We start from the raw sequence: 24,186 nt of genomic DNA on the forward strand, positions 1-24,186 counted from the left end.
TGTGGGACGGCTGTGTAAAATTGTGATGCTTTTCTCTCATAAGTCCTTTTCTCTTCCCTGATTCGTAAAGATTTAGTTTCGAAAAGTTGCTACCCCCGAAAAAATTCGACATTTTTTCGAGCCGCTCGGTTTGTTGTTCGTGTTTCATCATTCTTTCCGAACCTCCTTTACTGAACTTTTCCTGTTTTTTCTAACTTCATCTATCGAACCGCCGCCTGATTTGGGGCGGTTCGCCGTTGTTTTGTCCGCCGGGAAGAACCGCGGAGAAAATCTTTTGATTTTCTCCGGACTGCCAAAAACTCAAACTTCGGTCCGCGCCGAGCCGTTTGAAAAAACTCCTTCATTGGTAGATGACCAATTCGTCAGGCGCCGCACAGAGGGCAAAGAAACCAGCCGAACGCACCGCGGCGGCGCGTTCCGAGTCGGCGGCGCTGACATAGAGCATCGGCCGTGTGCCGAACCGCGCGGCGAACTCGTCCGCCGTCCGGCGCAGCAGGTCCGACGCCCCCTCCAAGGCATCGCAATGCACGGTAAAGTCCATGAAGCATTGACTGCCGTCGGTCAAAGCAAATGCATACCCCGCGACATCGCCGCGCGGTGTTTCCACAACATTGACAACACCGTTTCCAGACAGCACTTCCTGAAATGCGATCCTATATTCACTGATTTTTGCCGCCGGGCCGATCCGGTGTGCGCGCGGATTGTGAAGCATCGCGGGAATGTATTTCAGAAATTTGTCACACTCGAACTGGTCGGCCAGCCTACCGGGACGAACGGACAGCCCGCTCAAATCCGCAAACGCGGCCTCCGCTTCGGCGAAGAAGTCATTTTTGCAGAGACACAGCGGACCGACTTCCCCGCCATAAATCAGTTTAAAGCCGTATTTGAGATAACTTTGCACAGCAAATTTATCGCCGCTGGCACAGCAGAGCATCCGGGCCGGGGAATCTTGAAAATCGCGGGCACACGGTTTCAACAGCTCATTCATGAGTCCGCGGCGCCGGAATTCCTGTTCCGTGTAGACGTTGCCGAAGTTACCGCGTCCCGAACGAATTCCGTAGGCAAACCACACCCGGGCGACGAACACGCCGTCCACCTCGGCCAGATAGAGGTGGTCAATCACTTCCGGTGCGTTGTGTCCGGCCAGCGCCTCGCGGTAATAAAGCCGCCAGTAGGCCTGATCGTTGACATATTTGCGATAGCTGTCGAAGCCCAGCGACGCTGTCAGATACCGGGCAAGCCGCATTTCATCCTCCGTGTCCGGCGCGATCCAGCGCCAGATCCGTACCCGAGACTTATCCGGAGCGTCATATGTTTTTAACAATTCCATTTGTTACAGATCCATAGTTGTCTCAATTTTGGAAATATGTGTTGCCGTACGGCCACGGAGAGGCTCCGGCCCAGCGGAATTGATTTGCCAGCAGATGCCGCAGAAGCAGATCGCTGGCGTCGAGTCCAGTTCCTTCGGGAAATTTAACGACCTTAAACCCTTCCGCGTATCGCAATCCGGCGCAACCGCCGCGGAAGCGGACGCAGTCGGCCTTGGATTGAGCCAACTCGGCGCCCTTCTCTCCTGCGATGCAAACGGTCAAGGCTTCTTCCAGTTTCCCGAAAACGGAAGAAATGTCGATGTAAAGATCCGGATGGAAATACAGCATGCTCTGACTCGGTCCGGCCTCATAAGCGTAAATTTCGCGGATACTGTGCAGTTTATTGTCCCAGAAGGAATTAAGAATGGCGTCGTAGGTGGTTTGCGCCACTCGCCGGTGTTCGGGGTGACTGTCCCGCGGCCACATCAGAAAGACCAGATCCGGCTGAAATGCCTCAAGCTGTTCCATGATGAGAGACCGGTCGTGGCGGTCCCCCTCGTACAGGCTGCTTTCCCGGCCGCCGATGATGAGGTGACGGCATCCGAGAAGCTCCGCCGAGTGGTCGATGTCGGCATCGAAGACCTCCAATTCCTCCGGCGTCCGAACATGGTTGTGACAGGCCACATGCAACATCATACATTCGCAGTCCGCCTCGACCAGCAGCCGCAAAGCGCCGCCGCATCCGAAATGACATTCATCGGAATGCGCTCCAATCGCCATCACTTTGATTTTTTTTTGCATCATTTCAATTCGCCCCGTTTTTTTCATGCGTCAAAACTCTTTTGGTGCGTTCGATACCGTTTTTCTGAAACGTGTACGTCTTCATTTTCAGTAAAGATTTAGTTTCGAAAAGTTGCTACCCCCGAAAAAAATCATCGAAAAAACTCCATTTTAAAGATTAATTTCCTTGACTTCGCTATTATTATACATTTTTTTGATATTAAAAAAAGAGCTGTACTTGCTTAAAATATTTAAAATGCAATCAAATATATGAAAAACAAACTACCAGAACAAGCCTACGACGAGTATTGTCCCGGCAACGATTTGAATCTGAACAGAGAACACTATTTTTGGGACAGGCCGTCGCGTCTGGGAATTCCGGTGTATGCGGAAGGAGGAATAACGGCGCGTCGCCGCGGAAGCGTTCTGTTCATGCACCATCGGTATTAGTACCTCGCCGTGGAAATGTATAGTGGACCCCGAAAATTGGACAAGGCCATAAGTGAAGAGACATCAAGCGCTGTCCAGCCCGGGAGTCATTGTGGCGTCCGGCGACGATCGCTATGCCGTCGCCTGCGGAATTGCCGACGGCTGCGGGCTGACAAAGGCGCTTGGCGAGCCAAGCGCGAAGGAGACGCCGCACCAACGCATCCTATACGCTATGTCCGGCATGGTCCTGGCCGGCGAGTTCGAGCTGATCAGCGACTTACGGCAGCACGCGATGGAGCCGGGCTACTTCTCTCCCATAAGCGACTCGCATTATGTCGTGGCGACCCGGCGGTGGTGCTCAGGCAGTTTACTGACGTGACCCTGCACCTGGGTAACAGGTTCCGGAAGGCGCATACGCAGGCCACAAGACTGCTCCTGAATAAACAGACGATTGCCTTTGATACGATCCACGGTATGTTTTCCCAGTGGGGCGTAGATTACGACTTGGTGGATCGGCCAAAATCAGACCTCGTGTGCCGCGCTGTGGCCCGTACGTCTGCTGGCGCATCATGCCGCGTGGCAAGCTCATCGGTTGGGACTTCAAGCCGCCGCTAGCGGGCTACGTGGCGCCAAGGCGTGCGGGATTGATCGAGTTGGCGGAGAGGGTAACGGGCTGGGCCACCGCTAATGGTTGTCAGATGATAAGCGCAATTTCAATTCGAGTCCAAGACCTAACCAAGACACGGTTGATGAATGGATGAATCGAGGAACACATGAAAATAGTGATAGTAGGTGAGAGGAACGGCAAGGCTGTAGTGCGGTGGCCGCAGTTTCTTGTTCTAGCGCTGGTCTTGTCATTGGTTATTGGCATCGGGATTGGAGCAGTCTTTTACCTGCTCGCTGGTCAGTGGTCGCATATATCCACGCTCGTTGGCATTGTGATCGGCGCAGGCATTGCTGGCCTCGGGCTAATCCAAGGTCTGAGGACAGCCCCCGGAAAGCAGCCCCCACTATAAGCTATTTGTTGCCAATTTTCGGTCCCGTATTATTCCAGGTGGAACAAGTATATTGGACCCCAATAATTGGACAGGGCTGTACATGAAGAAGACAGTTAGCCACTGTCCAATTTTTTGGGCCTACGGTATGTACCCGAAATGGGAAAATGGGTTCATGTGGCGATTAACATGGTATAGTGGTTTCCCAAAGAATTGGGGAGGGCTATACGCGTAGAAGGCCTTGACCGATGTCCACACCAAGTATAGTGGTCAGGATTTGTGTTATATTCCAACATATTGCACAGCCATTTTTTGAATTTAGGAAAGATCGTCAATGTCCACTAATTCCCAATGGATCACAGCTCAAGAATATACAGAGTGCCTGATAGAAATAGGTGAGAAGTTTCTGCATTATTTCCACAAGCGCAGAAATTCTCTTCCATTGCATATTCAGATAGCCTGTGGAATGCTGTCTCTCTCAGACTTGAAGGAAATGCTGTTAGCCAAGCCGCACCTGGCCAACGTCCGTGATGATTTCGGAAGGACGCCCATGATGGTTTATTGGCATTCAATTCTCTACAGTTTGCTTCTCGAACATGGTGCGAATACCAATCAGTGTGACAATGACGGCAATACAGTGCTGATGTATCATCGTAAAAATACGGAAATGGTAGAATTATTACTGTCTTACGGTGCAGATATCAATGCAAAAAACAACGAAGGAATCTCCCTGATTGCAATGGCTCAGCGGGAAGGATTGCCAATCCAGCCGCTTTTAGATGCAGGAGCCATTTGGCAACCTGTTACAAGAGACAAGAAGAACGAAATATTCCTGAACTGCCTGCCAAATGAAAGCATAGAAGTCTTATCAAGGATAGTTTCCGATAATGTTATTTCTGAGGAAACATACCATCATGCACGAGTCTGGAGCGGTTGTCATTGCCAGAAGAAGTTTGAATGGCTTAGACAGCTTGAGAATAGTTTTACATATCCTAAAGAGAAGGATTTTACTGAAGAAGAGGCCAAGATCTTTGAAAAAGAATTTCGGTTGCGAAAATGCGATGTTGAGTCTGAAGGATTCAAGACTCTTCTGAACAACATGAAAGAATGCCTTTGGGATCTTTCCGCTCTGAACAAATATCTTGTTCGTGATCCAGCTGTTTTATCGGGTGTAAGCAATGTTGAAATCCTTGAAATACTACTTAAGGCAGGCGCAGATCCCAATCTAGGCATGGAATGGGAAAAAAACACTGATGCAGGTTCAATTTTGTATTCAGCGGTTGAATTACGTAACGCCAAAGCAGTGCGACTTTTACTTGCAGCTGGGGCAAATCCAACCTCAGGAACTTCCTATATGGAGTGTGATGACACCAATGTAGCCTGTGCTATCCGGAACAATGATCTGGACATCTTAAAAATGCTGATTGAAGCAAAGGCAGATTTAGATTTTGCCATCAGATGCAATAGGACTCCCATTATCACTGCTATCAAGGAAAATAATCTTCCTGCTTTAAAAATGCTTATCGAAGCAGGAGCCAATCCAAATCTTGCTGATCTATACGGGCGTATTCCAGCAGAGTCGCTCGACAAAGTGAATAATTCACCTGAACTAATAGATTACTTCATGACTGTCACAGCATCGTAAGTGCTCATGCAGCACATTTCACGCTTTTCTCAATCATGGGCTGTAACATAAATCCTGTGAGTCATAGTGGACCCCAAAAATTGGACCGGGCAATACGTGTAGAAGACATTCATCACTGTCCAATTTTGGGGTCCACTATAGTCCACGCACATTTGTATTCGCCAAATTCTAAGTGCGGTGTTGCGCGGGTCGGGAGCATTGGCCGGCTGGGGGTCATTTTTGCCTTGGGTATTCGAGTTTGGTGGTGTCGTATCCCCATGCTTTGATTTGTGCGAGATGGCGGTCGAGGTCTTCTTGGGGGATGGTGGGGGTGCGGGCGAGGATCCAGAGGAAATCTTTGCCGGAGCTGCCGACGATGACTTGGGTGTAGTCTTGGTCGAGGGCGAGGATGCGGTAGTCGCCATAGAAGGGGCGGAAGAAGGACACCCGGAGCTCACCGACGCTGGGATCGCCTTTGAATTTGGCGACAGCGGTGGCGCTTTTTTCTTTGCCGTTTTTGGTGCCGCTGTTGACGACGCGGATGCGGCCGTCGGGTCGGCGGCTGTACTCGGCGCGGACGTAGTCCATGTCTCGCTCGAACCAGTGCGGCATGCGGGCGATTTCGTACCATTGGCCGAGGTAGCGTTCGAGGACGAAGCCGGTGACGGCGGGTATGGGCGGTTCCGTCGTCGTTGGCGCCTTGGTTGCGCATGACGTGAGCAGGACCAGCGAGAGCAGGGCGGGGAACTGTGCGCGGTGGGTGGTCATGGTGCCTCCGGGGGACGTGATGGTGGTGGTGGGCCTTGGTGGGCGAATGCATGGGTGTTTCTATGGGGGGATTGCGTTTCTGCTATGGTCGGATCAGTTCTGTGCGGGTGAGAAGCGTTTTAGGCGCAGGGCGTTGGTGACGACGGCGACGGAGCTGAAGGCCATGGCCATGGCGCCGAAGATGGGGTTGAGCGCCGGGCCGCCAAACGCGTAAAATACACCCGCAGCCAGTGGTATGCCCACGACGTTGTAGCCCAGCGCCCAAAAGAGATTTTCGCGGATGATGCGCAGGGTGGCTCGGCTGAGGGCGATGGCTGCGGCGACGTGATGGAGGTTGTTGCGCATGAGGACGATGTCCGCCGAGGCCATGGCGACGTCGGTGCCGCTGCCGATGGCGATGCCGACGTCGGCTTGGGCGAGTGCGGGCGCGTCGTTGATACCGTCGCCGACCATGGCGACCAGGCGGCCGGGCGCTTCGGCCTGGATGGCGCGGATGATGCTGGCTTTGTCGCCGGGGAGGAGTTCGGGTTCGACGCGGTCGATAGCGAGGCCTCTGGCGATGATATCGGCGCTTTCGCGGCGGTCGCCGGTGAGCATGATGGTCTTGAGGCCCATGCTGTGCAGCTGGGCAATGGCGGCTTGTGCTTCGGGCTTGATGCGGTCGGCGATGCCGATGACGGCCAGACAGCGACGGTCCATAGCCAGGTAGATGAGTGACATGGCCGGGAAATCGCGGTTGAGCCAGTCGTCGAGGGTGATTTGCTGTTCGCGCATGAGGCGTTCTGTGCCCAGTATGAGCTCATGGCCGTCGTGTTGGCAGCGCAGGCCCAGGCCGGGCAGGGCCTGGAAATCGCTGACGTGGGCAGTGGCGACCTTGCGGCGTTGGGCTTCGCGGCAGATTGCCTTGGCCAGCGGGTGTTCGGACTGCGCTTCGGCGGCGGCGGCAATGGCGAGGATGTCGTCGCTGGTGAACGTGCTGTCGGGTGCGAGCATGACGTGGGCGACTTCGGGCTGACCGAGGGTGAGGGTGCCCGTTTTATCAAAAATGACCGTACGGACTTTGCCGGCGGCTTCCAGGGCCTTGCCGTTGCGGATGAGAATACCGAGGGTGGCGCCGCGGCCGATACCAACAATGAGGGCGATGGGTGTCGCCAGGCCGAGGGCGCAGGGGCAGGCGATGACCAGCACCGCTAGGGCGAAGCGCAGGGCCTGGTCGCTGCCGACGCCGGCGATACTCCAGGCGACAAAGCTGGCGGCGGCGATGGCCAGGACAATCCATACGAAATAGCCGGCCACGGCGTCGGCCAGGCGGGCGATGGGCGGCCGGGTGCCCTGGGCGTCGGCGACCAGGCGGATGATGTGCGCGAGCGTGGTGTTGTCGCCCACCTGCGTGGCCTTGAAGACGAGAGCGCCGTGCTGGTTGATGGTGGCGCCAGTGACGCGGTCGCCTGGGAATTTTTCCACTGGCAGACTTTCGCCGCTGAGCATGGATTCGTCGATGGTGCTGCTGCCGTCGACGATGACGCCGTCGGCGGGGATTTTTTCGCCGGGGAGGACGCGGATATGGTCATCAATGGCGAGGTCGGCGATGGGCAACTGCTGTTCCTGGCCGTCGCGGATGACCCGGGCGGTTTCCGGGCGCAGATTCATGAGTTCGCGGATGGCGCCGGAGGCGCGTTGGCGGGAGCGGCCTTCGAGGAAGCGCCCGAGGAGGACGAAGGCGATGATCATACCGGCGGTTTCGAAATAGAGGTGGTGGCCGTCGTCGTGGCCGTGCAGTGGCAGGAGACTGTAGATGATGGCGGCGGCGGTGCCGATGGCGATCAGCGTGTCCATATTTGGCGCGCCGCGCAGTAAGGCCGGCAGGCCATTGCGATAGAACTCGCGGCCGGCGATCAGCACGGGCAGGAGCAGCAGGATCTGCAGCAGTCGCGACTGGCCGTGCGTCAGCGACCAAAAGGGCAGCCCGAACATGGCGTGCATGGCGACGTAGGACAGCAGGGCCGCAAAGAGCGCCGCGACCACAAAACGGCGAAAGCCACCGGCGTCCTCGGCCGCTGTGGCGTCCAAGCCGGCCGCGCTGGCTGCGGCCTCATGCTGTGAATCGTGATAGACGGCGCTGAAGCCGCATTTTTGCACTGCTGCGCAAATGTCGTCGGGGCCGAGCACGCCGTCCTCCGCCTGCAGGCTGAGGGTCTTGGCCGCGAAATTCACGTAGACATCGCTGGCACCGGGCAGCTTTTTTACGGCCCGTTCGATGCTGGCGGCGCAGCCGGCGCAGTGCATGCCGCCGATGGTAAAACTGAGTTTGTGGGTGGGCATAGGGTATCTCCCAGATTGTGCAGAGTGTGTGGATGTGGCGCCCTCCGGGCGCTGATTCAAGGGGGGAGCATGGTGCGGCCCTGCGGGCCGAATCTGGGCTGGGGGCGGACACATAGGTCCGCCCCTACGCGGTCTGATCGGTTTGGTCGTCTTTCTGTTATCGCGGACGGATCGGACGGATCGGACCGATCCGACTATTTGATCAGTCTGATCGGTCTGATCTTTTGTTTATTAGACCCGTCAAATTAGTGGAGTTCGCGCGTTGGCGCCAGTTCAGGGGGTATATTTGGCACTTTGGCGTATTTTTGTAGCGGTGAACGGAAACGGAATAGCCGATGATGAAGAAACTATTTTTGCCAGTGGGGATGCTGATCGTCATCGCGCTGTCGTTTTTGTATCCGGCGCCGGGCGTGATGATGAAGGGCATGGGTCTGAACAACTTGCTCATCGTGGCGATCTTCCTGGTCTGCGGTTGGCAGACGGACGTGGACAATCTGCGCTACGACCACCGCATGGGCCTGATTTTCGTGGCGGGGGCGGTCTTGACGCTTGGTGTGGCGCCGTGGCTGGCGGTGGGTTTGACGCGGGTGTTGCGCATTTCTGAGCTGCCGGCGATCGGGCTGATTGTGATGAGTGCGGTGCCACCGACTTTGTCCAGCGGCATCGTCATGACGGCCAATGCTGGCGGCAATGTCTTGTTGTCGCTGTCGCTGACCATCGGTTACAACCTGTTGGGGGTAGTGACGCTGCCGTTGATGCTGACCTGGTGTTTGTCTGGCGACACGGCGGTATCGACGCAGCCGGCGACGATGTTTTTCAATCTGCTGGCCTTGGTGGTGCAGCCATTTTTTGCGGGTTTCATTTTTCAACGGGTTTTTCGGCTGCGGCCGCCCTCGTGGTTGGGATACGTGCCGTCGTTGTGCGTGCTGTTGCTGCTGCTGAATTTTTTCTCGGGGTCGCAGGGGGTGTTGCGGTCGTATCCTTTGGGCATGCTGGCTTTGTCGGGTTTGGGCAGTCTCGTGTTGCATGCCGTGCTGATGGCGCTGATGTGGTTCGGGGGCAGGGCCATGCGTTTTCCGTTGGCGGACTGCAAGGCGATGATCTTTACCGGCGCGTCCAAGACGGTGACTATTACCCTCGCGACGCTCGCAATTCTCGGCGTCGGCGAGGGACTGGCAGTCGTGCCGTGCCTGGTGTTCTATTTCGTGCAGATGATCGTCGATTCCATGCTCGCCGCCCGCATGGGCGCGATAGGCAAAAGCTAGTTTTGCGGGAGGGGAAGGGGCATTGCCCCTTCCCCTCCCGCGCCCTCCCTATCCCATCTCGGGCGTCGTGTCTTGCCGCTAGCGCGGCAATTCACGCCGCCGGGTGACGGTATGGCTTTTCGAGGGAGAGGCCTGCGTTGGGCAAGCGCGATGAGGTGATGACAAGTCTGAAGAAGAATAACCAAGAGGAGTGGGTGATGACGACAGCACAGAGTACATTCATGGAGAATCCCAACAGCTATCACGGAACGGACTCGGAGCGCATTGAGCAGGCGTTGGCGGCGGCGGCGCGGCGCGGCGTGCCGGTGTGCATGACGGCACGGCGGCCGGACGATTGCGCCGAGCGACCGTATTGGCTGATTGACCGCGCTATACTCCTGCCAGGGAAAAGCACGTTGATCATCGACAACTGCGCCATCAAGCTCAGCGACAGCGCGCGGGATAACTTCATCCGCAGCGCGAATTGCGGCATGGGCGTGCGCGACATTGCGCCGCTGGCGGACATCCACATCATCGGCATTGGCAACGCCGAGCTGATTGGTGCCGACCGGCCGCGCGCCACAGGTGATGGGGCCAAGACCCTCGGTGAGCGCAGCTACGGCACCGACGCCGGCAAGGCGGAGGAATGTCAGAAGGGCGACTGGCGCAACATCGGCGTGCTGTTTGCGCGGGTGAGCAATTTCTCCATCAGCGGCCTGACTCTGCGGGATTATCACTGCTGGGGGATCTCCCTGGAGTATTGCGGGCATGGCCGGCTGACCTCGCTGAATTTCGCGGCCGTGGGCTGGAAGATGATTGACGGCGTGAAGGAGCCCTTCTTGAACCAGGACGGCATAGACCTTCGCCGCGGCTGTTATGACATCGTGATTGACGGCGTCAGCGGTTATTGTGGTGACGACCTGGTCGCGCTCACGGGCATTCCCAGTCAGCGGCGGGACGCTGGCGAGCCTGGTTCGACCATGATCAGCGGCATGGGCATCGCGGGTATGAGCGATGACATCCGCCATGTCGTCATCCGTAATGTGGTGGGCTATTGCGCTGGCGGGCATCAGATTGTGCGTTTCCTCAACACCAACGGTGTGAAACTTCACCACGTCACCCTGGATGGCCTTACCGACACGTCGCCCGACGGCCTGCGCTGCCATGCGACCGTGCGCATCGGCGACAGCAATCCCACCTGGGGCGGGGTGACGCCGTTGGGCGACACCTACGGCATCATCGTCCGCAATGTCCACGCCAGCGGCAAACACGCCGTGATGATCGCCGGGTCGCTCTGCGACGCCATTATCAGCGGCGTGGTCAATTACAATCCCGACGTCGAGCCAGTCAGCTTCAGCTCCGGCCGCGAATACATCCGTAATGTGCAGATCAGCGACACGATCACCGTGGGACAAATGGACTGAAGGCGTTTTTTGCCTCACGCGAAGGCGCGAAGGCGCGAAGAAGACGTTTTTATCCACAGATTCCGCAGATTGTCGCAGATTATGGCGTCGTGTCTTGCCGCTGCGCGGCAAGTCGCGCCGCCGGGATGGGGAAATTTTTGCCTCACGCGAAGGCGCGAAGGCGCGAAGAAGACGTTTTTATCCACAGATTCCGCAGATTGACGCCGATTATGGCGTCGTGCCTTGCCGCTGCGCGGCAAGTCGCGCCGCCGGGATGGGGAATTTTTTGCCTCACGCGAAGGCGCGAAGGCGCGAAGAAGACGTTTTTATCCACAGATTCCGCAGATTGTCGCAGATTATGGCGTCGTGTCTTGCCGCTGCGCGGCAAGTCGCGCCGCCGGGATGGGGAAATTTTTGCCTCACGCGAAGGCGCGAAGGCGCGAAGAAGACGTTTTTATCCACAGATTCCGCAGATTGTCGCAGATTATGGCGTCGTGTCTTGCCGCTGCGCGGCAAGTCGCGCCGCCGGGAGGAAGGCGCGAAGGCGCGAAGAAGACGTTTTTATCCGCAGATTCCGCAGATTGTCGCAGATTATGGCGTCGTGTCTTGCCGCTGCGCGGCAAGTCGCGCCGCCGGGATGGGGAAATTTTTGCCTCACGCGAAGGCGCGAAGGCGCGAAGAAGACGTTTTTATCCACAGATTCCGCAGATTGTCGCAGATTATGGCGTCGTGTCTTGCCGCTGCGCGGCAAGTCGCGACGCCGGGATGGGGAAATTTTTGCCTCACGCGAAGGCGCGAAGGCGCGAAGAAGACGTTTTTATCCGCAGATTCCGCAGATTGTCGCAGATTATGGCGTCGTGTCTTGCCGCTGCGCGGCAAGACGCGCCGCCGGGAGGAAGGCGCGAAGAAGACCAGCTCGTAGCTGCGCTGCGGGTTTGGACGGTATATTAGCGCGGTTTACGGGGCGGCTGGCGGTGGCGCCAGGAGTGTGGTGGTATCAGGGGCGAGCGATCACCATTGAGGTTGGCAGGCAAACGCATTGGATAGGTATCATTTATGACCATTCGGGCGGTAGCGCTGAGTTTTATGTGTGCCGCGGTATTATGCGGCGTGGTTTATTTCAACGATGCGGTGTTGTTTCAGAACATGTGCATCGGCAATCACATGCCTATGGTCGTGTTTGGCGGTCTGCTGCTCATTGTGCTGTCTCTCAATCCGCTGCTGCATGTCATTAGCCGGCGCCTGCCGGGGCTGGCTTGGCTGCGGCCATTTCGGGCGGGCGAGCTGTTTTTGTTCATGGCGCTGATGTTGCCGGTCTGTGCGGTGCCGTATTCGAGTCTTTTTCGGATGCTGCCGCGCGGCGTCATGCTGCCGCATCATTTTGCGAAGATAGATCAGAGTTGGAAGCTCATATCGGCGGACAAAAAGACCTTCACGCCCGCCACGGAGCTGCTGCCGCGGCGAATGCTCGCCGACGCCGAGTACAACGACGGCAATGCCCTGCTGGAATTTCTGCAGGGGACGCCGGTGCCGCCGGGCCGTGAGCATATCTCGTGGGACATGATCCCCTGGGGCGCGTGGGTGGACACGCTGAGTTTCTGGCTGCCGCAGTTCATGCTGATCTGGCTGGTTTTAGGCTCGCTGGCATTGGTCTGTCACAAGCAGTGGGCGGAGAATGAGCACCTGCCTTATCCGATTGTGCAGTTCACGCGGGCGATGTTGCCGGAGAGCGGTCGGATGCTCGGAGCGGTGTTTCGCAACAAGCTCTTCTGGGTGGCATTTCTCATTGTCTTTGCCATCCACATCAACAACTACCTCTACGTGTACAACAGCGCCTACCTGATTGAGTTTCAGCGGAACATCGACATGCGGCCGCTGGGGACGCTTTTTCCGGCGTTTATGCGTGGTGGCGGGGCGTCATTGTGTACCATCAGGGTTTTCTTCACCGCGATTGCCATCGCCTACCTCGTGCAGACCGACGTGTCGTTGGCCATTGGCTTCGGGCCGTATATTTTTGCGGTCGTCGGCGGCATTCTCGCGGGCTACGGCTATTCCGTGCGCGAGGGCACGCTACTGACGCCGAATATCATGAACGGCTGGGTCATGGGCGGTTTTGTGGGTTTCTTCTGCATGATGATCTTTACCGGCCGCTATTACTACCTCAACGCGGTCAAGCAGGCGCTGGGTTTGCGGAAGACCAGCGAGACCACGCCCGGCAGCGCCAGGGCGATGCGCCTGGCGGCCGTGGCCTTTGCGGCTTTCGTGCTCAATCTGGTGCTGGTCGGGCTGGACTGGCCGCTGGCGCTGCTCTACACGGCGCTGATCGTGATTCTGCTGCTGGTGCTGGGGCGGATCATCGCCGAGACGGGCGCTTTTCACCTATGTCCGGGACTCTATGCCTGCACGGTCTTTGTTGGCTTCATGGGCGAGCAGTCGCTGGGGCCGGTGGCGATGATCACGCTGAGCTTTATTACCTGCATTATGATGCACGATGTGCGCGAGCACTTCATGCCTTTCATGGTCAACGCGTTGGAGATCAGCCGACAGGGCGCGCTGCCACGCAATCGCATGCTGTTGTTGACGGTGCTGATCATAGTCCTAGGCATGTGCATAGCGGCGCCGATCACGCTGTATTGGTCTTACGATCGCGGCATCAACTGGCTTGATGGCACGTCGACTGTGTTGGTGCCGCGGCAGGCCTTCATGAGCACCATACCGGCGCGGAACAGCCTGATGGCGCAGGGGACGCTGGAGCAGGCGATGTCGGCGCGCGGTCTGGAGCGCTTTGGGTTGGTCAAGCCGAAGCGGCCTTACGTGCTGGCTTTTGCCGCGACCTTTGTGGGGGTGATGCTCTTCAGCGTGGCGCGACTGCGCTTCGTGTGGTGGCCGTTGCATCCCGTGATGTTCTGTCTGTGGCCACATTATCCGGGTCTGATGATGGCGTCCTCGTTCATCCTGGGTGGCTGCCTGAAGATCATCGTCACCAAGTACGGCGGCAGTCGCAGCTACCTGCTGCTCAAGCCACTGATGTTCGGGCTCATTGCCGGTGATATGCTGGCCGGGCTCACGGTGATCCTCTCCGGCGCTGTGTACTATTTCCTCACCGGCATGCTCCCGAAGACCTACTGGGTGCTCCCCGGGTGAGGCGGGTTCCATTGCCTCTTTGGCCCCAGTCAGCTGCGCCGACTGGGGCCAAAGGGGCCGAGGAACACGAGCATAAAGAGCGCGTAACCCAGGGCGGCGCACGCCTTCGGCGCGCTTGCCCTGGGCTGGTATGTTTCGCGCTTTCAGCGCTTCGGCCGCTTCGCGGCGATGAAATGCAGGGCCGATCAGTCCGATCGACGGTCTTTTATCGCGGACGGGGCGCTTGCAGTGCTGGCAGTTACCGCTGACTGGTGGCGGCGCTCGGGCGTTTTGTGGGGGTGGCGCCCTTCGGGCGCAATTCTATGTCGTTGTCGTACCCCGGGTTGCGTCGCCCTTCGGGCTCCTCACCCGGGGTTATGCATAGTGCGGCCCTCCGGGCCGAACTTGGCGGGCTTTTATCGCGGACAGATCAGACGGATCGGGCCGAGCGACTGTCTTTTTCGCGGACAGATCGGACGGATCGGGCCGATCGACTGTCTTTTATCGCGGACTGATCGGACCGATCGGACCGATCGACTGTCTTTTTCGCGGACGGATCGGACCGATCGGACAGAGCGACTGTCTTTTTCGCGGACGGATCGGACGGATCGGACCGATCGGACCGATCCGACGACTTGATCAGTCCGATCAGTCCGATCAGCGGAGCTCTGCGGAGCTCAGAGTTGTTCGAGGATTTTGTCGGTCATGGCCTTGGTGCCGAGTGGCGTGGTGCCATTATCGAGGATATCGCCGGTGCGGAAGCCGGCCTGGAGCGTCTTGTCGACGGCCTGTTCGATGCGTTCGGCTTCGGCGTCCATGGTGAAGGCGTAGCGTAGCATCATGGCGACGGAGACGATGGTGGCGATGGGGTTGGCGATGCCCTTGCCGGCGATATCGGGTGCGGAGCCGTGGATGGGCTCGTACATGCCGCAGCGGGTGTTGCTGAGCGACGCCGAGGGCAGCAGGCCGATGGAGCCGGTGAGCTGCGACGCTTCGTCAGAGAGGATGTCGCCGAACATATTGGCGGTGACCATCACGTCGAATTGCGCGGGATTTTTGACCAGCTGCATAGCGGCGTTGTCCACCAGCATATCGCTCAGGGCGATATCCGGGTAGCTCTTGGCGATTTCGTGGACGCGTTCGCGCCAGAGGCGTGACGACTCCAGCACGTTGGCCTTGTCCACGCTGCAGAGTTTTTTGCCGCGTTTTGCGGCCAGCTCGAAGGCGACCTTGGCGATGCGGTCGATTTCGGTCTGGTTGTAAGTCTCGGTATCGAAAGCGATGGTGTTGCCATCGGCGTCCTGTTTACGGCCGCGTTCGCCGTAGTAGCAGCCGCCGGTGAGTTCGCGGACGATCACCATGTCGAAGCCCTTTTCGGCGGTTTCCTGGCGCAGTGGGCAGGCGCCCTTGAGCACGGGGTAGAGCCGTGCGGGGCGGATATTGGCAAAGAGCCCGAGTTCCTTGCGGATGCCGAGGAGGGCGCGTTCGGGGCGCAGGTGTCCGGGCAGGGTGTCCCATTTGGGTCCGCCGACGGCGCCGAGGAGCACGCTGTCGCTGTTTTTGCAGGTGGCGATCGCCTCGTCGGTCAGTGGCACGCCGTGTATGTCGATGGACTTGCCGCCGGCGATGACGGGCTTGTAGGTGAAGCGGCCGGGGGCGACCTTGTCGAGGATGCGGATAGCCGAGCTGACGATTTCGGGGCCGATGCCATCGCCTTCAATGACTGCGAGAGTGTAGTTGCTCATGCGAGTTCCTCCATGGCCTGAAACAGTCCGCCCTTGCTGATGATCTTTTGCAGGAAGGTTGGGAAGGGCGGGAAGCTGCCCTCGGTATTTTTGCTGAGATTGCGGATCCAGCCCTTGTCGAAATCGATTTCGAGCTGGTCGCCCTCGTCGATATCGCCGTCGAATTCGACGATGGCCAGGCCGGTGTTGATGGCATTGCGGTAGAAGATGCGGGCGAAGCTCTTGGCGACGACGCAGGCGATGCCGGATTCCTTGATGGCGATGGGCGCGTGTTCGCGGGACGAGCCGCAGCCGAAGTTATTGCCGCCGACCATGATGTCGCCGGGTTTGACGCGGCCGACGAAAGTCGCGTCGATGTCTTCCATGCAATGCGCGGCCAGTTCTTTGTGGTCGGAGGTGTTCAGGTAGCGCGCGGGGATGATGACGTCGGTGTCGACGTTGTCGCCGTAGCGAATGACGGTGCCGGTTATTTTCATAGTGAGTGTACCTCTTTGTAGTGCTTGACTCAGAGCGTGGCGGGGTCGGTAATGACGCCGGTCAGGGCAGACGCGGCGGCGACTTCGGGGCTGGCCAGGTAGACTTCGCTTTCGGGGTGGCCCATACGGCCGACGAAGTTGCGGTTGGTGGTGGCCAACGCGCGTTCGCCTTTGGCGAGAATGCCCATGTGCCCGCCCAAGCAGGGCCCGCAGGTCGGCGTGGACACGGCGGCGCCGGCCTCGACGAAGATTTCGAGCAGGCCTTCTTTCATGGCCTGCAGGTAGATTTTCTGGGTGGCCGGGAAGATAATCGTGCGGACGCGCGGATGGATCTTGTGGCCCTTGAGGATTTTTGCGGCGATCTGCAGATCGGAGAGGCGGCCGTTGGTGCAGGAGCCGATGACGACCTGGTCGATTTTCACTTCCGGCATATCGGCGAAGGTGCGGGTATTGGAGGGCAGGTGGGGGAAGGCCACGGTGGACCCGATGCTGCCCAGGTCGATGTCCATCACCTCGTCGTATTCGGCGTCGTCGTCGGCCGCGAAGACCACGGGTTTTTTCTGCGAGTGGTCGGCGATGTACTGCAGCGTCTTGTCGTCCACGGGGAAGATGCCGTTTTTGGCGCCGGCTTCGATGGCCATATTGCAGATACAGAGGCGGTCGTCCATGCTCAACGCCGCCACGCCGGGGCCGGCGAATTCCATGGATTTGTAGAGGGCGCCGTCGACGCCGATTTTGCCGATGATGTGGAGGATGACGTCTTTGCCGCTGACCCACTGGCGCAGCTTACCGCGCAGGTTGAATTTCATGGCGCGGGGCACTTTGAACCATGCCTTGCCGTAGGCCATACCGACGGCCATGTCGGTGGAGCCGACGCCGGTGGAGAAGGCGCCGAGGGCGCCGTAGGTGCAGGTATGGCTGTCGGCGCCGATGACCAGGTCGCCGGCGACCACCAGGCCGCGTTCCGGCAGTAGCGCGTGTTCGATGCCCACGGTGCCGACGTCAAAGTAGTTGACGATGCCTTTTTCGGCGGCGAAATCGCGGACTTTCTTGGTCTGCTCGGCGGCCTTGATGTCCTTGTTGGGGGTAAAATGGTCCATGACCAGCGCGATCTTCTGGCAATCGAAGACGCAGCCGGCGCCGGCCTTGCGGTATTCGTTGATGGCGACGGGCGCGGTGATGTCGTTGGCGAGCACCAGGTCGAGCTTGGCCATGACCAGCTCGCCGGGGCTGACGGATTCCCTGCCAGCGTGTGCTGCCAGGATTTTTTGACTCATCGTCATTTTCATGCGTGTTCTCTCCGTGTGCAAGTATCTATTTAGGTTTTGGTAGCCAATGGCTGGGGTGATTGCCGCCGGGCCGGAGTGGCGCCGGCGGCGGGGATTATTTGAGAATGTACTCTATGGAGTCAACGAGCGCGAGCCAGCTAGCCTCGATGATGTCGGTCGAGACGCCGACGGTGGTCCAGGTTTCCTCGCCGTTGGTACTTTCCATGAGGACGCGGACCTTGGCGGCGGTGGCCTTTTCGGCGGTGAGGACGCGGACTTTATAGTCGATCAAGTGCACCCGGCTGACTTCGGGGTAGAAGACGGTCAGGGCCTTGCGCAGGGCCAAGTCGAGGGCGTTGACAGGGCCGTTGCCCATGGCGGCGGCGGTTTCGGTCTTGTCGCCGACCTCGATTTTGAGCATGGCATAGGCGCTCATCTCGCCGTCGGGGCTGGGATATTCGCCGCTGGTCTTGTACATATTGAGCTTGAAATGCGGGCTGAAGCGGCCGAGGACATTGAGCACCATGAGTTCGAAGCTGGCATCGGCCGATTCGAACTGATAGCCTTCGTGCTCCAGTTCCTTGAGGCGCTGGACGATGGCAGCCGTTTCGGGCGAGTCCTTGCTCAGCTCGGGCGCGACGCGGCCAAGCTTGGCCAGCACGGTGGTGCGGCCGGAGACCTCGCTCATCAAGAAGCGGCGCTTGTTGCCGACGGACTCGGGCTCGACATGCTCGAAGGACCGCGCGCATTTGCTGACGCCGTCGATGTGCATGCCGCCCTTGTGAGCGAAGGCGCTGAGGCCGACGTAGGGCTTGTTCAGCGGCACCGGCATATTGCAGATTTCCGAGATGGCGTAGACCGCCTCGGAGAGCTTGCTCAGGCTGCTGTTGATGCACTCGTAGCCCTGCTTCAGCTGCAGATTGGGCACGATGACGCTCAGATCGGCGTTGCCACAGCGCTCGCCGATGCCGATGAACGTGCCCTGGACCTGGCTGGCGCCGACGTCCACGGCCAGCATGGAGTTGGCGACCGCGCAGCCCATGTCGTTATGGCAGTGGATGCCGATCTGCCGGCCGGGGAAGAGCCCGACGATCTCGCGGGTGATGCGCAGGATTTCGTCGGGCGTGCAGCCGCCGTTGGTGTCGCAGAGGCAGAGCGAGTCGGCCCCGGCGGCATCGGCGGTTTTGAGGACATTGACGGCGCAGTCGCGATTGGCCTTGAAGCCGTCGAAGAAATGCTCGGCGTCAAAGATCAGCTCTTTGTCCTTCTTTTTGAAGAAGTTGACCGTGTCGTAGACCAGTTCGAGGTTATTTTCTTCGGTGGTGCGGAGGATTTCGCGGATATGCAGATCCCATGACTTGCCGAAGATGACCACGACGTCCGTGCGCGCTTTGAGTAGCGACAGGACATTGTCGTCTTCTTCGACGGCGAGGTTTTTGCGGCGGGTGCTGCCGAAGGCGCAGAGCTTGGCGTTATTCAGTTTGATTTCCGCGGCGCGGTTGAAGAACTCGATGTCCTTCGGGTTGGAGCCGGGGTTGCCGGCTTCGATGTAGCTGACGCCGAAATCATCCAGAGCCTGGATGATGTGCAGTTTGTCGGAAACCGAAAACGATATGCCTTCGCTCTGGGCGCCGTCGCGCAGGGTGCTGTCGAGTATGTTTATTTTTTTCATGCGTGCCTCATAGCAGACGATTCAGGCCATTGACATAGGCCATGATGCTGGCTTCGATGATGTCGGTCGAGAGCCCGCGGCCGATGACATTTTTGTCCCCGCATTTGATTTTGACGATCACTTCGCCGAGGGCGTCGTTGCCTTCGGTGACAGAGAAGATCGAGTAATCTTCGAGGATATGCGCTGGTGCTGGAATCATCTTATCAATAGCATTGTAGGCGGCGTCGATGGGTCCATCGCCTATTGCTACCTCCTCGAGCAGCTTTTCTTCGTGGTTGAGTCTGACGACGGCGCTGGACGTGACGTAGTTGCCGCAGCTGACGGTAAAGCGGTCGAGTTTGAAGGCCGCCGGGGCGTCGACGACGGTGCGGTTGGCCAGTGCCTCGAGATCGTGGTCGTTAATCGTTTTCTTTTTGTCGGCCAGTTGTTTGAAGCGATCGAACAGCTCGTCGACTTCTTCCTTGCTGAGCGCGTAGCCCAGTTCGGTCAGGCGTTTTTCGACGGCATGGCGGCCGCTGTGTTTGCCGAAGACCATTTCGTTGTTGAGCAGGCCGATGGACTGCGGCGTCATGATCTCGTAGGTCTCGCGGTTTGCCAGGACGCCATGCTGGTGGATGCCGGCTTCGTGAGCGAAGGCGTTGGCACCGACGATCGCCTTGTTGATCGGCGGCGGCAGGCCCAGCAGGTTATAGACCAGGCGGCTGGAACGGTATATCTGCGTGGTGTCGATATTCGTTTCGCAGCCGTAGTACGTCTTGCGGGTATGGATGCCCATGACGATTTCTTCCATGGCGGCATTACCAGCGCGTTCGCCCAGGCCGTTGATGGTGCATTCGATCTGGCCGGCGCCGGCGCTGATGGCGGCCAGCGAGTTGGCTACGCCCAGCCCCAGGTCGTTATGGCAGTGGACCGAAACGGTCACATTTTCGATGCCACGGACGTTGTTCTGCAGGTACTTGAGCATCTCCACCATTTCCATGGGGGTGGTGTAGCCGACCGTGTCGGGGACGTTCACCGTCGTCGCGCCGGCGGCAATGGCGGCTTCCAGCGCGCGCGCCAGGAATTCCTTTTCGCTGCGCATGGCGTCTTCGGCAGAGAATTCGACGTCGGGCAGGTATTTCTTGGCGTAGCGGACCATATCGCCGATAGTGGCCAGGACCTTCTCGGGGGCCATCTTCAGCTTGTACTGCATATGGATGGGCGACGTGGCCAGGAACGTGTGAATGCGCGCGTTTTTGGCGTTGCGCAGCGACTCGTAAGCCGCGTCGATGTCCTTGGGCACCGCGCGCGCCAAGCTGCAGATCGTACTGCCCTTGACGACCTCGCAGATTTTCTGGATGGACTCGAAATCGCCTTTGGAGGCGATGGCGAAGCCCGCTTCGATGACGTCCACGCGCAACCGTTCCAGAGCCAGGGCGATCTCAATTTTTTCGTTGAGATGCATGCTGCAACTGGGGGCTTGTTCGCCATCCCTCAGGGTTGTATCGAATATCTTGATCGTTCTCATGTTGCCTTGCTCCGTATTTGGTTGGCTGACTGTCATCAGCGTCCTGTTTTGCTTGCCAGCCGCTGGTCGGCCGGTTTTGCGGTGGCGCCCGCGCTGGTCGTGGCGCGCCACCGCCCAAAGACTTGCCTTAAATGTTGTTGTTGTTAGTCCTTGAAGGCCGCGCCGCGGTCGGCGGAGGTGACGGACTGAGCGTAGCGTTTAAGGTAGCCGCTAAGGCCCTCTTGCTTGCGAAGGGTCATGCTTTGGCGACGTTTTGCCCACTCGTCGTCAGAAAGCAGCGCATTGAGGGTGCCGTTGGTGATATCGATGGCGATGCGGTCGCCTTCCTGCAGGTAGGCGATGGGGCCGCCGGCCTGCGCTTCGGGCGAGATGTGGCCGATGGCGGCGCCGCGAGTCGCGCCGGAGAAACGGCCGTCGGTGAGCAGCGCCACGGCGCTGTCCAGGCCCATGCCGGCGATGGCCGAGGTCGGCCCGAGCATTTCGCGCATGCCGGGGCCGCCGCAGGGCCCTTCGTAGCGGATGACGACGACGTCGCCCGCCTTGATCTTCTGCTGATAGATGGCCTCGATGGCGGCTTCTTCGCTGTCAAAGACGCGCGCGGTGCCTTCGTACTGCAGCATAGCCGGGGCGACGGCGCTTTTCTTGACGATGGCGCCATTGGGCGCCAGGTTGCCGAAGAGCACGGCCAGGCCACCGACGGCCGAGTAGGGCTTGTCCACCGCCGCGATGACGCCGCGGCCTTTGCGCTCGGCGCTAGCGAGGTTTTCGCCGACGCTTTGGCCGGTGACGGTGATCAGCGACGTGTCAAGCAGGCCGAGTTTGGTCAGTTCTTTCATGACGGCGTAGACGCCGCCGTCGGCAAAGAGGTCCTGCATGTGGTGTTTGCCGGCCGGCGCCAGACGGCAGAGATTGGGCGTCTTGGCGCTGACTTCGTTGACCATCTGCAGTGAAAATGGTATTTTGGCTTCGTGGGCGATGGCGGCCATGTGCAGGATCGTGTTGGTTGAGCAGCCCAGGGCCATGTCCACGGCCAGCGCATTGCGCAGGGCGGCGGGCGTGAGGATGTCCAGCACCTTGATGTCGCGCTGTACCAGCTCGATGATTTTGGCGCCGGCTTCCTTGGCCAGGCGCGTACGGGCGGCGTAGACGGCCGGGATGGTGCCATTGCCGCCCAGGCCGAGGCCGACGGCCTCCGTCAGGCAGTTCATGGAATTGGCGGTGAACATGCCGGAGCATGACCCGCAGCTCGGGCAGGCGCTTTCCTCCAGCTGCATCAGCTCGGCTTCGCTCATCTTGCCGGCTTTGTAGGCGCCGATGCCCTCGAAGACGCTGTTGAGGTCCAGGCAACGGCCGGCTTCTTCGCCTTCGATTGACAGCATGGCGCCGCCGCTGACGAAGATCGCGGGCAGGTTGAGACGGGCGGCGGCCATGAGCATCCCCGGGACGATCTTGTCGCAGTTGGGTATGAACACCAGGCCGTCAAAACGGTGGGCGCGCACCATGCATTCCACGCTGTCGGCGATGAGTTCGCGGGTGCACAGCGAGTACTTCATGCCGCTGTGGCCCATGGCAATGCCGTCGCAGACGCCGATGGTGTTGAATTCCATGGGGGTGCCGCCGGCGCTAAGCACGCCGTACTTCACCGCGCGGGCGATGTCATTCAAATGGGCATGGCCGGGGACGATCTCGTTGAAGGAGTTGACGACGCCGATCAGCGGCCGCTCAATTTCCTTCTGGGTCAGGCCGGTGGCTTTCATCAGCGATCGATGCGGCGCGCGTTCGATGCCTTTTTTAACGTTGTCTGAATTCATGATGATACCTCAACACGTCCTTGTTGTTGCCAGGTCAGATTGCTGCGCGGGATGCTCGCCCGGCGCTGGATAAGCGCCGGGCAATGGCGCCGGCAGCGGCGCGGAGGCCGCCACCGGCGTCTGAGCGCCTAATTATTCCTTGTATTCTTTTTTCTTCCAGGTCATCTTCGAGCGCAGCTCGTCGCCAGTCTTTTCGATGAGGTGTTCTTTTTCGATGCGGCGCATGGCGTTGAAATGGGGGCGGTTCGCCTGGTTTTCGAGGATCCAGTTGCGGGCGAAGGTGCCGTCCTGGATTTCGCTGAGGACCTTACGCATTTCGGCCTTGGTGTTGTCGTTGATGATGCGTTTGCCCACCGAGTAGTCGCCGTATTCGGCGGTGTCGCTGATGGAGTAGCGCATGAAGGAAATGCCGCCCTGGACGACGAGGTCGATGATGAGCTTCATTTCGTGGAGGCATTCGAAGTAGGCGCTTTCGGGCTGATAGCCGGCTTCGACGAGGGTCTCGAAGCCCGCTTTCATCAGGGCGGTGACGCCGCCGCAGAGGACGGCCTGTTCGCCGAAGAGGTCAGTTTCGGTCTCTTCCTTGAAGGTGGTCTGAAGGACGCCGGCGCGGGCGCCACCGATGGCGGCGGCGTAGGCGAGGGCGGTTGCCATGGCCTTGCCGCTGGCGTCCTGCTGGACGGCGACGAGACAGGGCACGCCCTTGCCTTCTTCAAATTCGCTACGGACGGTGTGGCCGGGGCCCTTGGGAGCGACCATGATAACATCGATGTCCGCCGGGGGCTTGATCTGTCCGAAGTGGATATTGAAGCCGTGTGCGAAAGCGAGGGTCTTGCCGGCCGTGAGGTTCGGCGCGATGTCGCTGCGGTAGAGCGCGGCCTGTTTTTCGTCGTTGACCAGGATCATGATGATGTCGGCGGCCTTGACGGCTTCGCCGGTGTTGGCGACCTTCAAGCCGCGGGCCTTGGCTTTTTCCTTGGAGGGCGAGCCCTCGTAGAGACCGACGGTGACATCGACGCCGCTGTCACGCAGGTTCAGTGAGTGGGCGTGGCCTTGGCTGCCGTAGCCGATGACCGCCACTTTTTTGCCCTTCAGAAACGCCTGGTTGCAGTCTTGCTCGTAGAAAATCTTCGCCATGACACATACTCCTTTTTTGCTGTTCTTCTGCTACTGTTTCTCTCGTTCAGTTATGCTGAGCGGACTCGGCATCCATCTTCAAGGTCTTGCGGCCACGGGATATGGCCGTCAGGCCCGTGCGGCACAATTCGGCGATACCGAAGGGCCGCAGGTACTCGACAAAGGCATCGCACTTTGAACGCTCGCCCGTGATCTCCAGAGTCACCGAGTCGTTGTTCAAATCCACGACTTTTGCCCGGAAGACCGCCACGGCCTCCATCAGGCCCGCGCGGGATTTCTGCGCGATATTCAATTTGATCAGCACCAGCTCGCGCATCACCGTTGACGTCGTTGGCATCAGCTCGACGATTTTGACGTCGTGGAGCTTTTCGAGCTGGCGGACGATTTGGGTCTTGACGTAGTCGTCGCCGCGGGCGGTGATGGTGATGCGCGAGATGTGCGGATCGCTGGTAACGCCGACGGAGAGACTGTCGATGTTGAAGGCCCGTCGGGCAAAGAGTCCGGACACTCTGGTGAGCACGCCGGCTTCGTTGTTCACCAGCATGGACAGGATGAATTCATCGGGGTTCATG

18 protein-coding genes are annotated in these 24,186 nt (G+C 58.9%); 6 read left to right on the forward strand and 12 right to left on the reverse strand.

Annotated features, from left to right (window positions below; translation table 11 throughout):
• Positions 1-340: 340 nt before the first annotated feature.
• Complete coding sequence (locus J3R75_RS10400; RefSeq protein WP_307261457.1) at positions 341-1,330, reverse strand: GNAT family N-acetyltransferase; 990 nt, start codon at positions 1,328-1,330, stop codon at positions 341-343.
• A 22-nt stretch (positions 1,331-1,352) separates the two neighbouring features.
• Positions 1,353-2,138 (reverse strand): PIG-L deacetylase family protein, encoded by a 786-nt coding sequence (locus tag J3R75_RS10405; protein WP_307261458.1) that lies wholly within the window; start codon positions 2,136-2,138, stop codon positions 1,353-1,355.
• Positions 2,139-2,592: 454 nt separating this feature from the next.
• Between J3R75_RS10405 and J3R75_RS10410 the strand changes: the two genes are divergently transcribed.
• Both J3R75_RS10410 and J3R75_RS10415 read left to right on the forward strand, forming a co-directional pair.
• Positions 2,593-2,898: a hypothetical protein gene (locus J3R75_RS10410; RefSeq protein WP_307261459.1), complete on the forward strand. Its 306-nt coding sequence runs from the start codon at positions 2,593-2,595 to the stop codon at positions 2,896-2,898.
• A gap of 950 nt (positions 2,899-3,848) precedes the next feature.
• Positions 3,849-5,159 (forward strand): ankyrin repeat domain-containing protein, encoded by a 1,311-nt coding sequence (locus J3R75_RS10415; RefSeq protein WP_307261460.1) that lies wholly within the window; start codon positions 3,849-3,851, stop codon positions 5,157-5,159.
• Between the two features lie 213 nt (positions 5,160-5,372).
• Here J3R75_RS10415 and J3R75_RS10420 read toward each other — a convergent pair whose 3' ends face one another.
• Together J3R75_RS10420 and J3R75_RS10425 are read right to left on the reverse strand one after the other, a co-directional pair.
• Positions 5,373-5,906 (reverse strand): lipocalin family protein, encoded by a 534-nt coding sequence (locus J3R75_RS10420; protein WP_307261461.1) that lies wholly within the window; start codon positions 5,904-5,906, stop codon positions 5,373-5,375.
• 93 nt (positions 5,907-5,999) lie between these two features.
• The gene (locus tag J3R75_RS10425) at positions 6,000-8,228 is read right to left on the reverse strand and encodes a heavy metal translocating P-type ATPase (RefSeq protein WP_307261462.1); all 2,229 of its coding nucleotides are present in this window, start codon (positions 8,226-8,228) and stop codon (positions 6,000-6,002) included.
• Positions 8,229-8,563: 335 nt separating this feature from the next.
• On the opposite strand from J3R75_RS10425, the gene J3R75_RS10430 reads away from it, so the two are divergent.
• The 4 genes from J3R75_RS10430 (at position 8,564) to J3R75_RS10445 (ending at position 14,019) form a co-directional block, all read left to right on the forward strand.
• Positions 8,564-9,493: a bile acid:sodium symporter gene (locus tag J3R75_RS10430; protein WP_307261463.1), complete on the forward strand. Its 930-nt coding sequence runs from the start codon at positions 8,564-8,566 to the stop codon at positions 9,491-9,493.
• A 197-nt stretch (positions 9,494-9,690) separates the two neighbouring features.
• A complete protein-coding gene (locus J3R75_RS10435; protein WP_307261464.1) occupies positions 9,691-10,896 on the forward strand; it encodes a hypothetical protein in 1,206 nt (401 codons plus the stop codon).
• Between the two features lie 94 nt (positions 10,897-10,990).
• The gene (locus tag J3R75_RS10440; protein ID WP_307261465.1) at positions 10,991-11,797 is read left to right on the forward strand and encodes a hypothetical protein; all 807 of its coding nucleotides are present in this window, start codon (positions 10,991-10,993) and stop codon (positions 11,795-11,797) included.
• Positions 11,798-11,931: 134 nt separating this feature from the next.
• A complete protein-coding gene (locus J3R75_RS10445) occupies positions 11,932-14,019 on the forward strand; it encodes a DUF6785 family protein (protein WP_307261466.1) in 2,088 nt (695 codons plus the stop codon).
• Positions 14,020-14,675: 656 nt separating this feature from the next.
• Here the strand turns inward: J3R75_RS10445 and leuB are convergent.
• The 8 genes from leuB to ilvN form a co-directional block, all read right to left on the reverse strand.
• Positions 14,676-15,743 carry a 3-isopropylmalate dehydrogenase gene (gene leuB / locus J3R75_RS10450; RefSeq protein WP_307261467.1) on the reverse strand — a complete coding sequence of 356 codons (1,068 nt, stop codon included), beginning with the start codon at positions 15,741-15,743 and terminating at the stop codon, positions 14,676-14,678.
• Complete coding sequence (locus tag J3R75_RS10455) at positions 15,740-16,219, reverse strand: 3-isopropylmalate dehydratase small subunit (protein WP_307261468.1); 480 nt, start codon at positions 16,217-16,219, stop codon at positions 15,740-15,742. The genes leuB and J3R75_RS10455 overlap by 4 nt, the downstream gene beginning before the upstream one ends.
• A gap of 29 nt (positions 16,220-16,248) precedes the next feature.
• Complete coding sequence (leuC, locus tag J3R75_RS10460) at positions 16,249-17,508, reverse strand: 3-isopropylmalate dehydratase large subunit (protein ID WP_307261469.1); 1,260 nt, start codon at positions 17,506-17,508, stop codon at positions 16,249-16,251.
• A 94-nt stretch (positions 17,509-17,602) separates the two neighbouring features.
• The gene (gene cimA / locus J3R75_RS10465) at positions 17,603-19,159 is read right to left on the reverse strand and encodes a citramalate synthase (protein WP_307261470.1); all 1,557 of its coding nucleotides are present in this window, start codon (positions 19,157-19,159) and stop codon (positions 17,603-17,605) included.
• 7 nt (positions 19,160-19,166) lie between these two features.
• Positions 19,167-20,666, reverse strand: coding sequence for a 2-isopropylmalate synthase (locus tag J3R75_RS10470; protein ID WP_307261471.1), 1,500 nt, complete (start codon positions 20,664-20,666; stop codon positions 19,167-19,169).
• A 143-nt stretch (positions 20,667-20,809) separates the two neighbouring features.
• Positions 20,810-22,477 carry a dihydroxy-acid dehydratase gene (gene ilvD / locus J3R75_RS10475; protein ID WP_307261472.1) on the reverse strand — a complete coding sequence of 556 codons (1,668 nt, stop codon included), beginning with the start codon at positions 22,475-22,477 and terminating at the stop codon, positions 20,810-20,812.
• A 132-nt stretch (positions 22,478-22,609) separates the two neighbouring features.
• Positions 22,610-23,614, reverse strand: coding sequence for a ketol-acid reductoisomerase (ilvC, locus tag J3R75_RS10480; RefSeq protein WP_307261473.1), 1,005 nt, complete (start codon positions 23,612-23,614; stop codon positions 22,610-22,612).
• Positions 23,615-23,660: 46 nt separating this feature from the next.
• A complete protein-coding gene (ilvN, locus tag J3R75_RS10485) occupies positions 23,661-24,185 on the reverse strand; it encodes an acetolactate synthase small subunit (RefSeq protein WP_307261474.1) in 525 nt (174 codons plus the stop codon).
• Between the last annotated feature and the right edge of the window lies 1 nt (position 24,186).

The organism is Oligosphaera ethanolica (assembly GCF_030814695.1).
In the GTDB taxonomy this organism is placed as follows: Bacteria; Verrucomicrobiota; Lentisphaeria; order Oligosphaerales; family Oligosphaeraceae; genus Oligosphaera; species Oligosphaera ethanolica.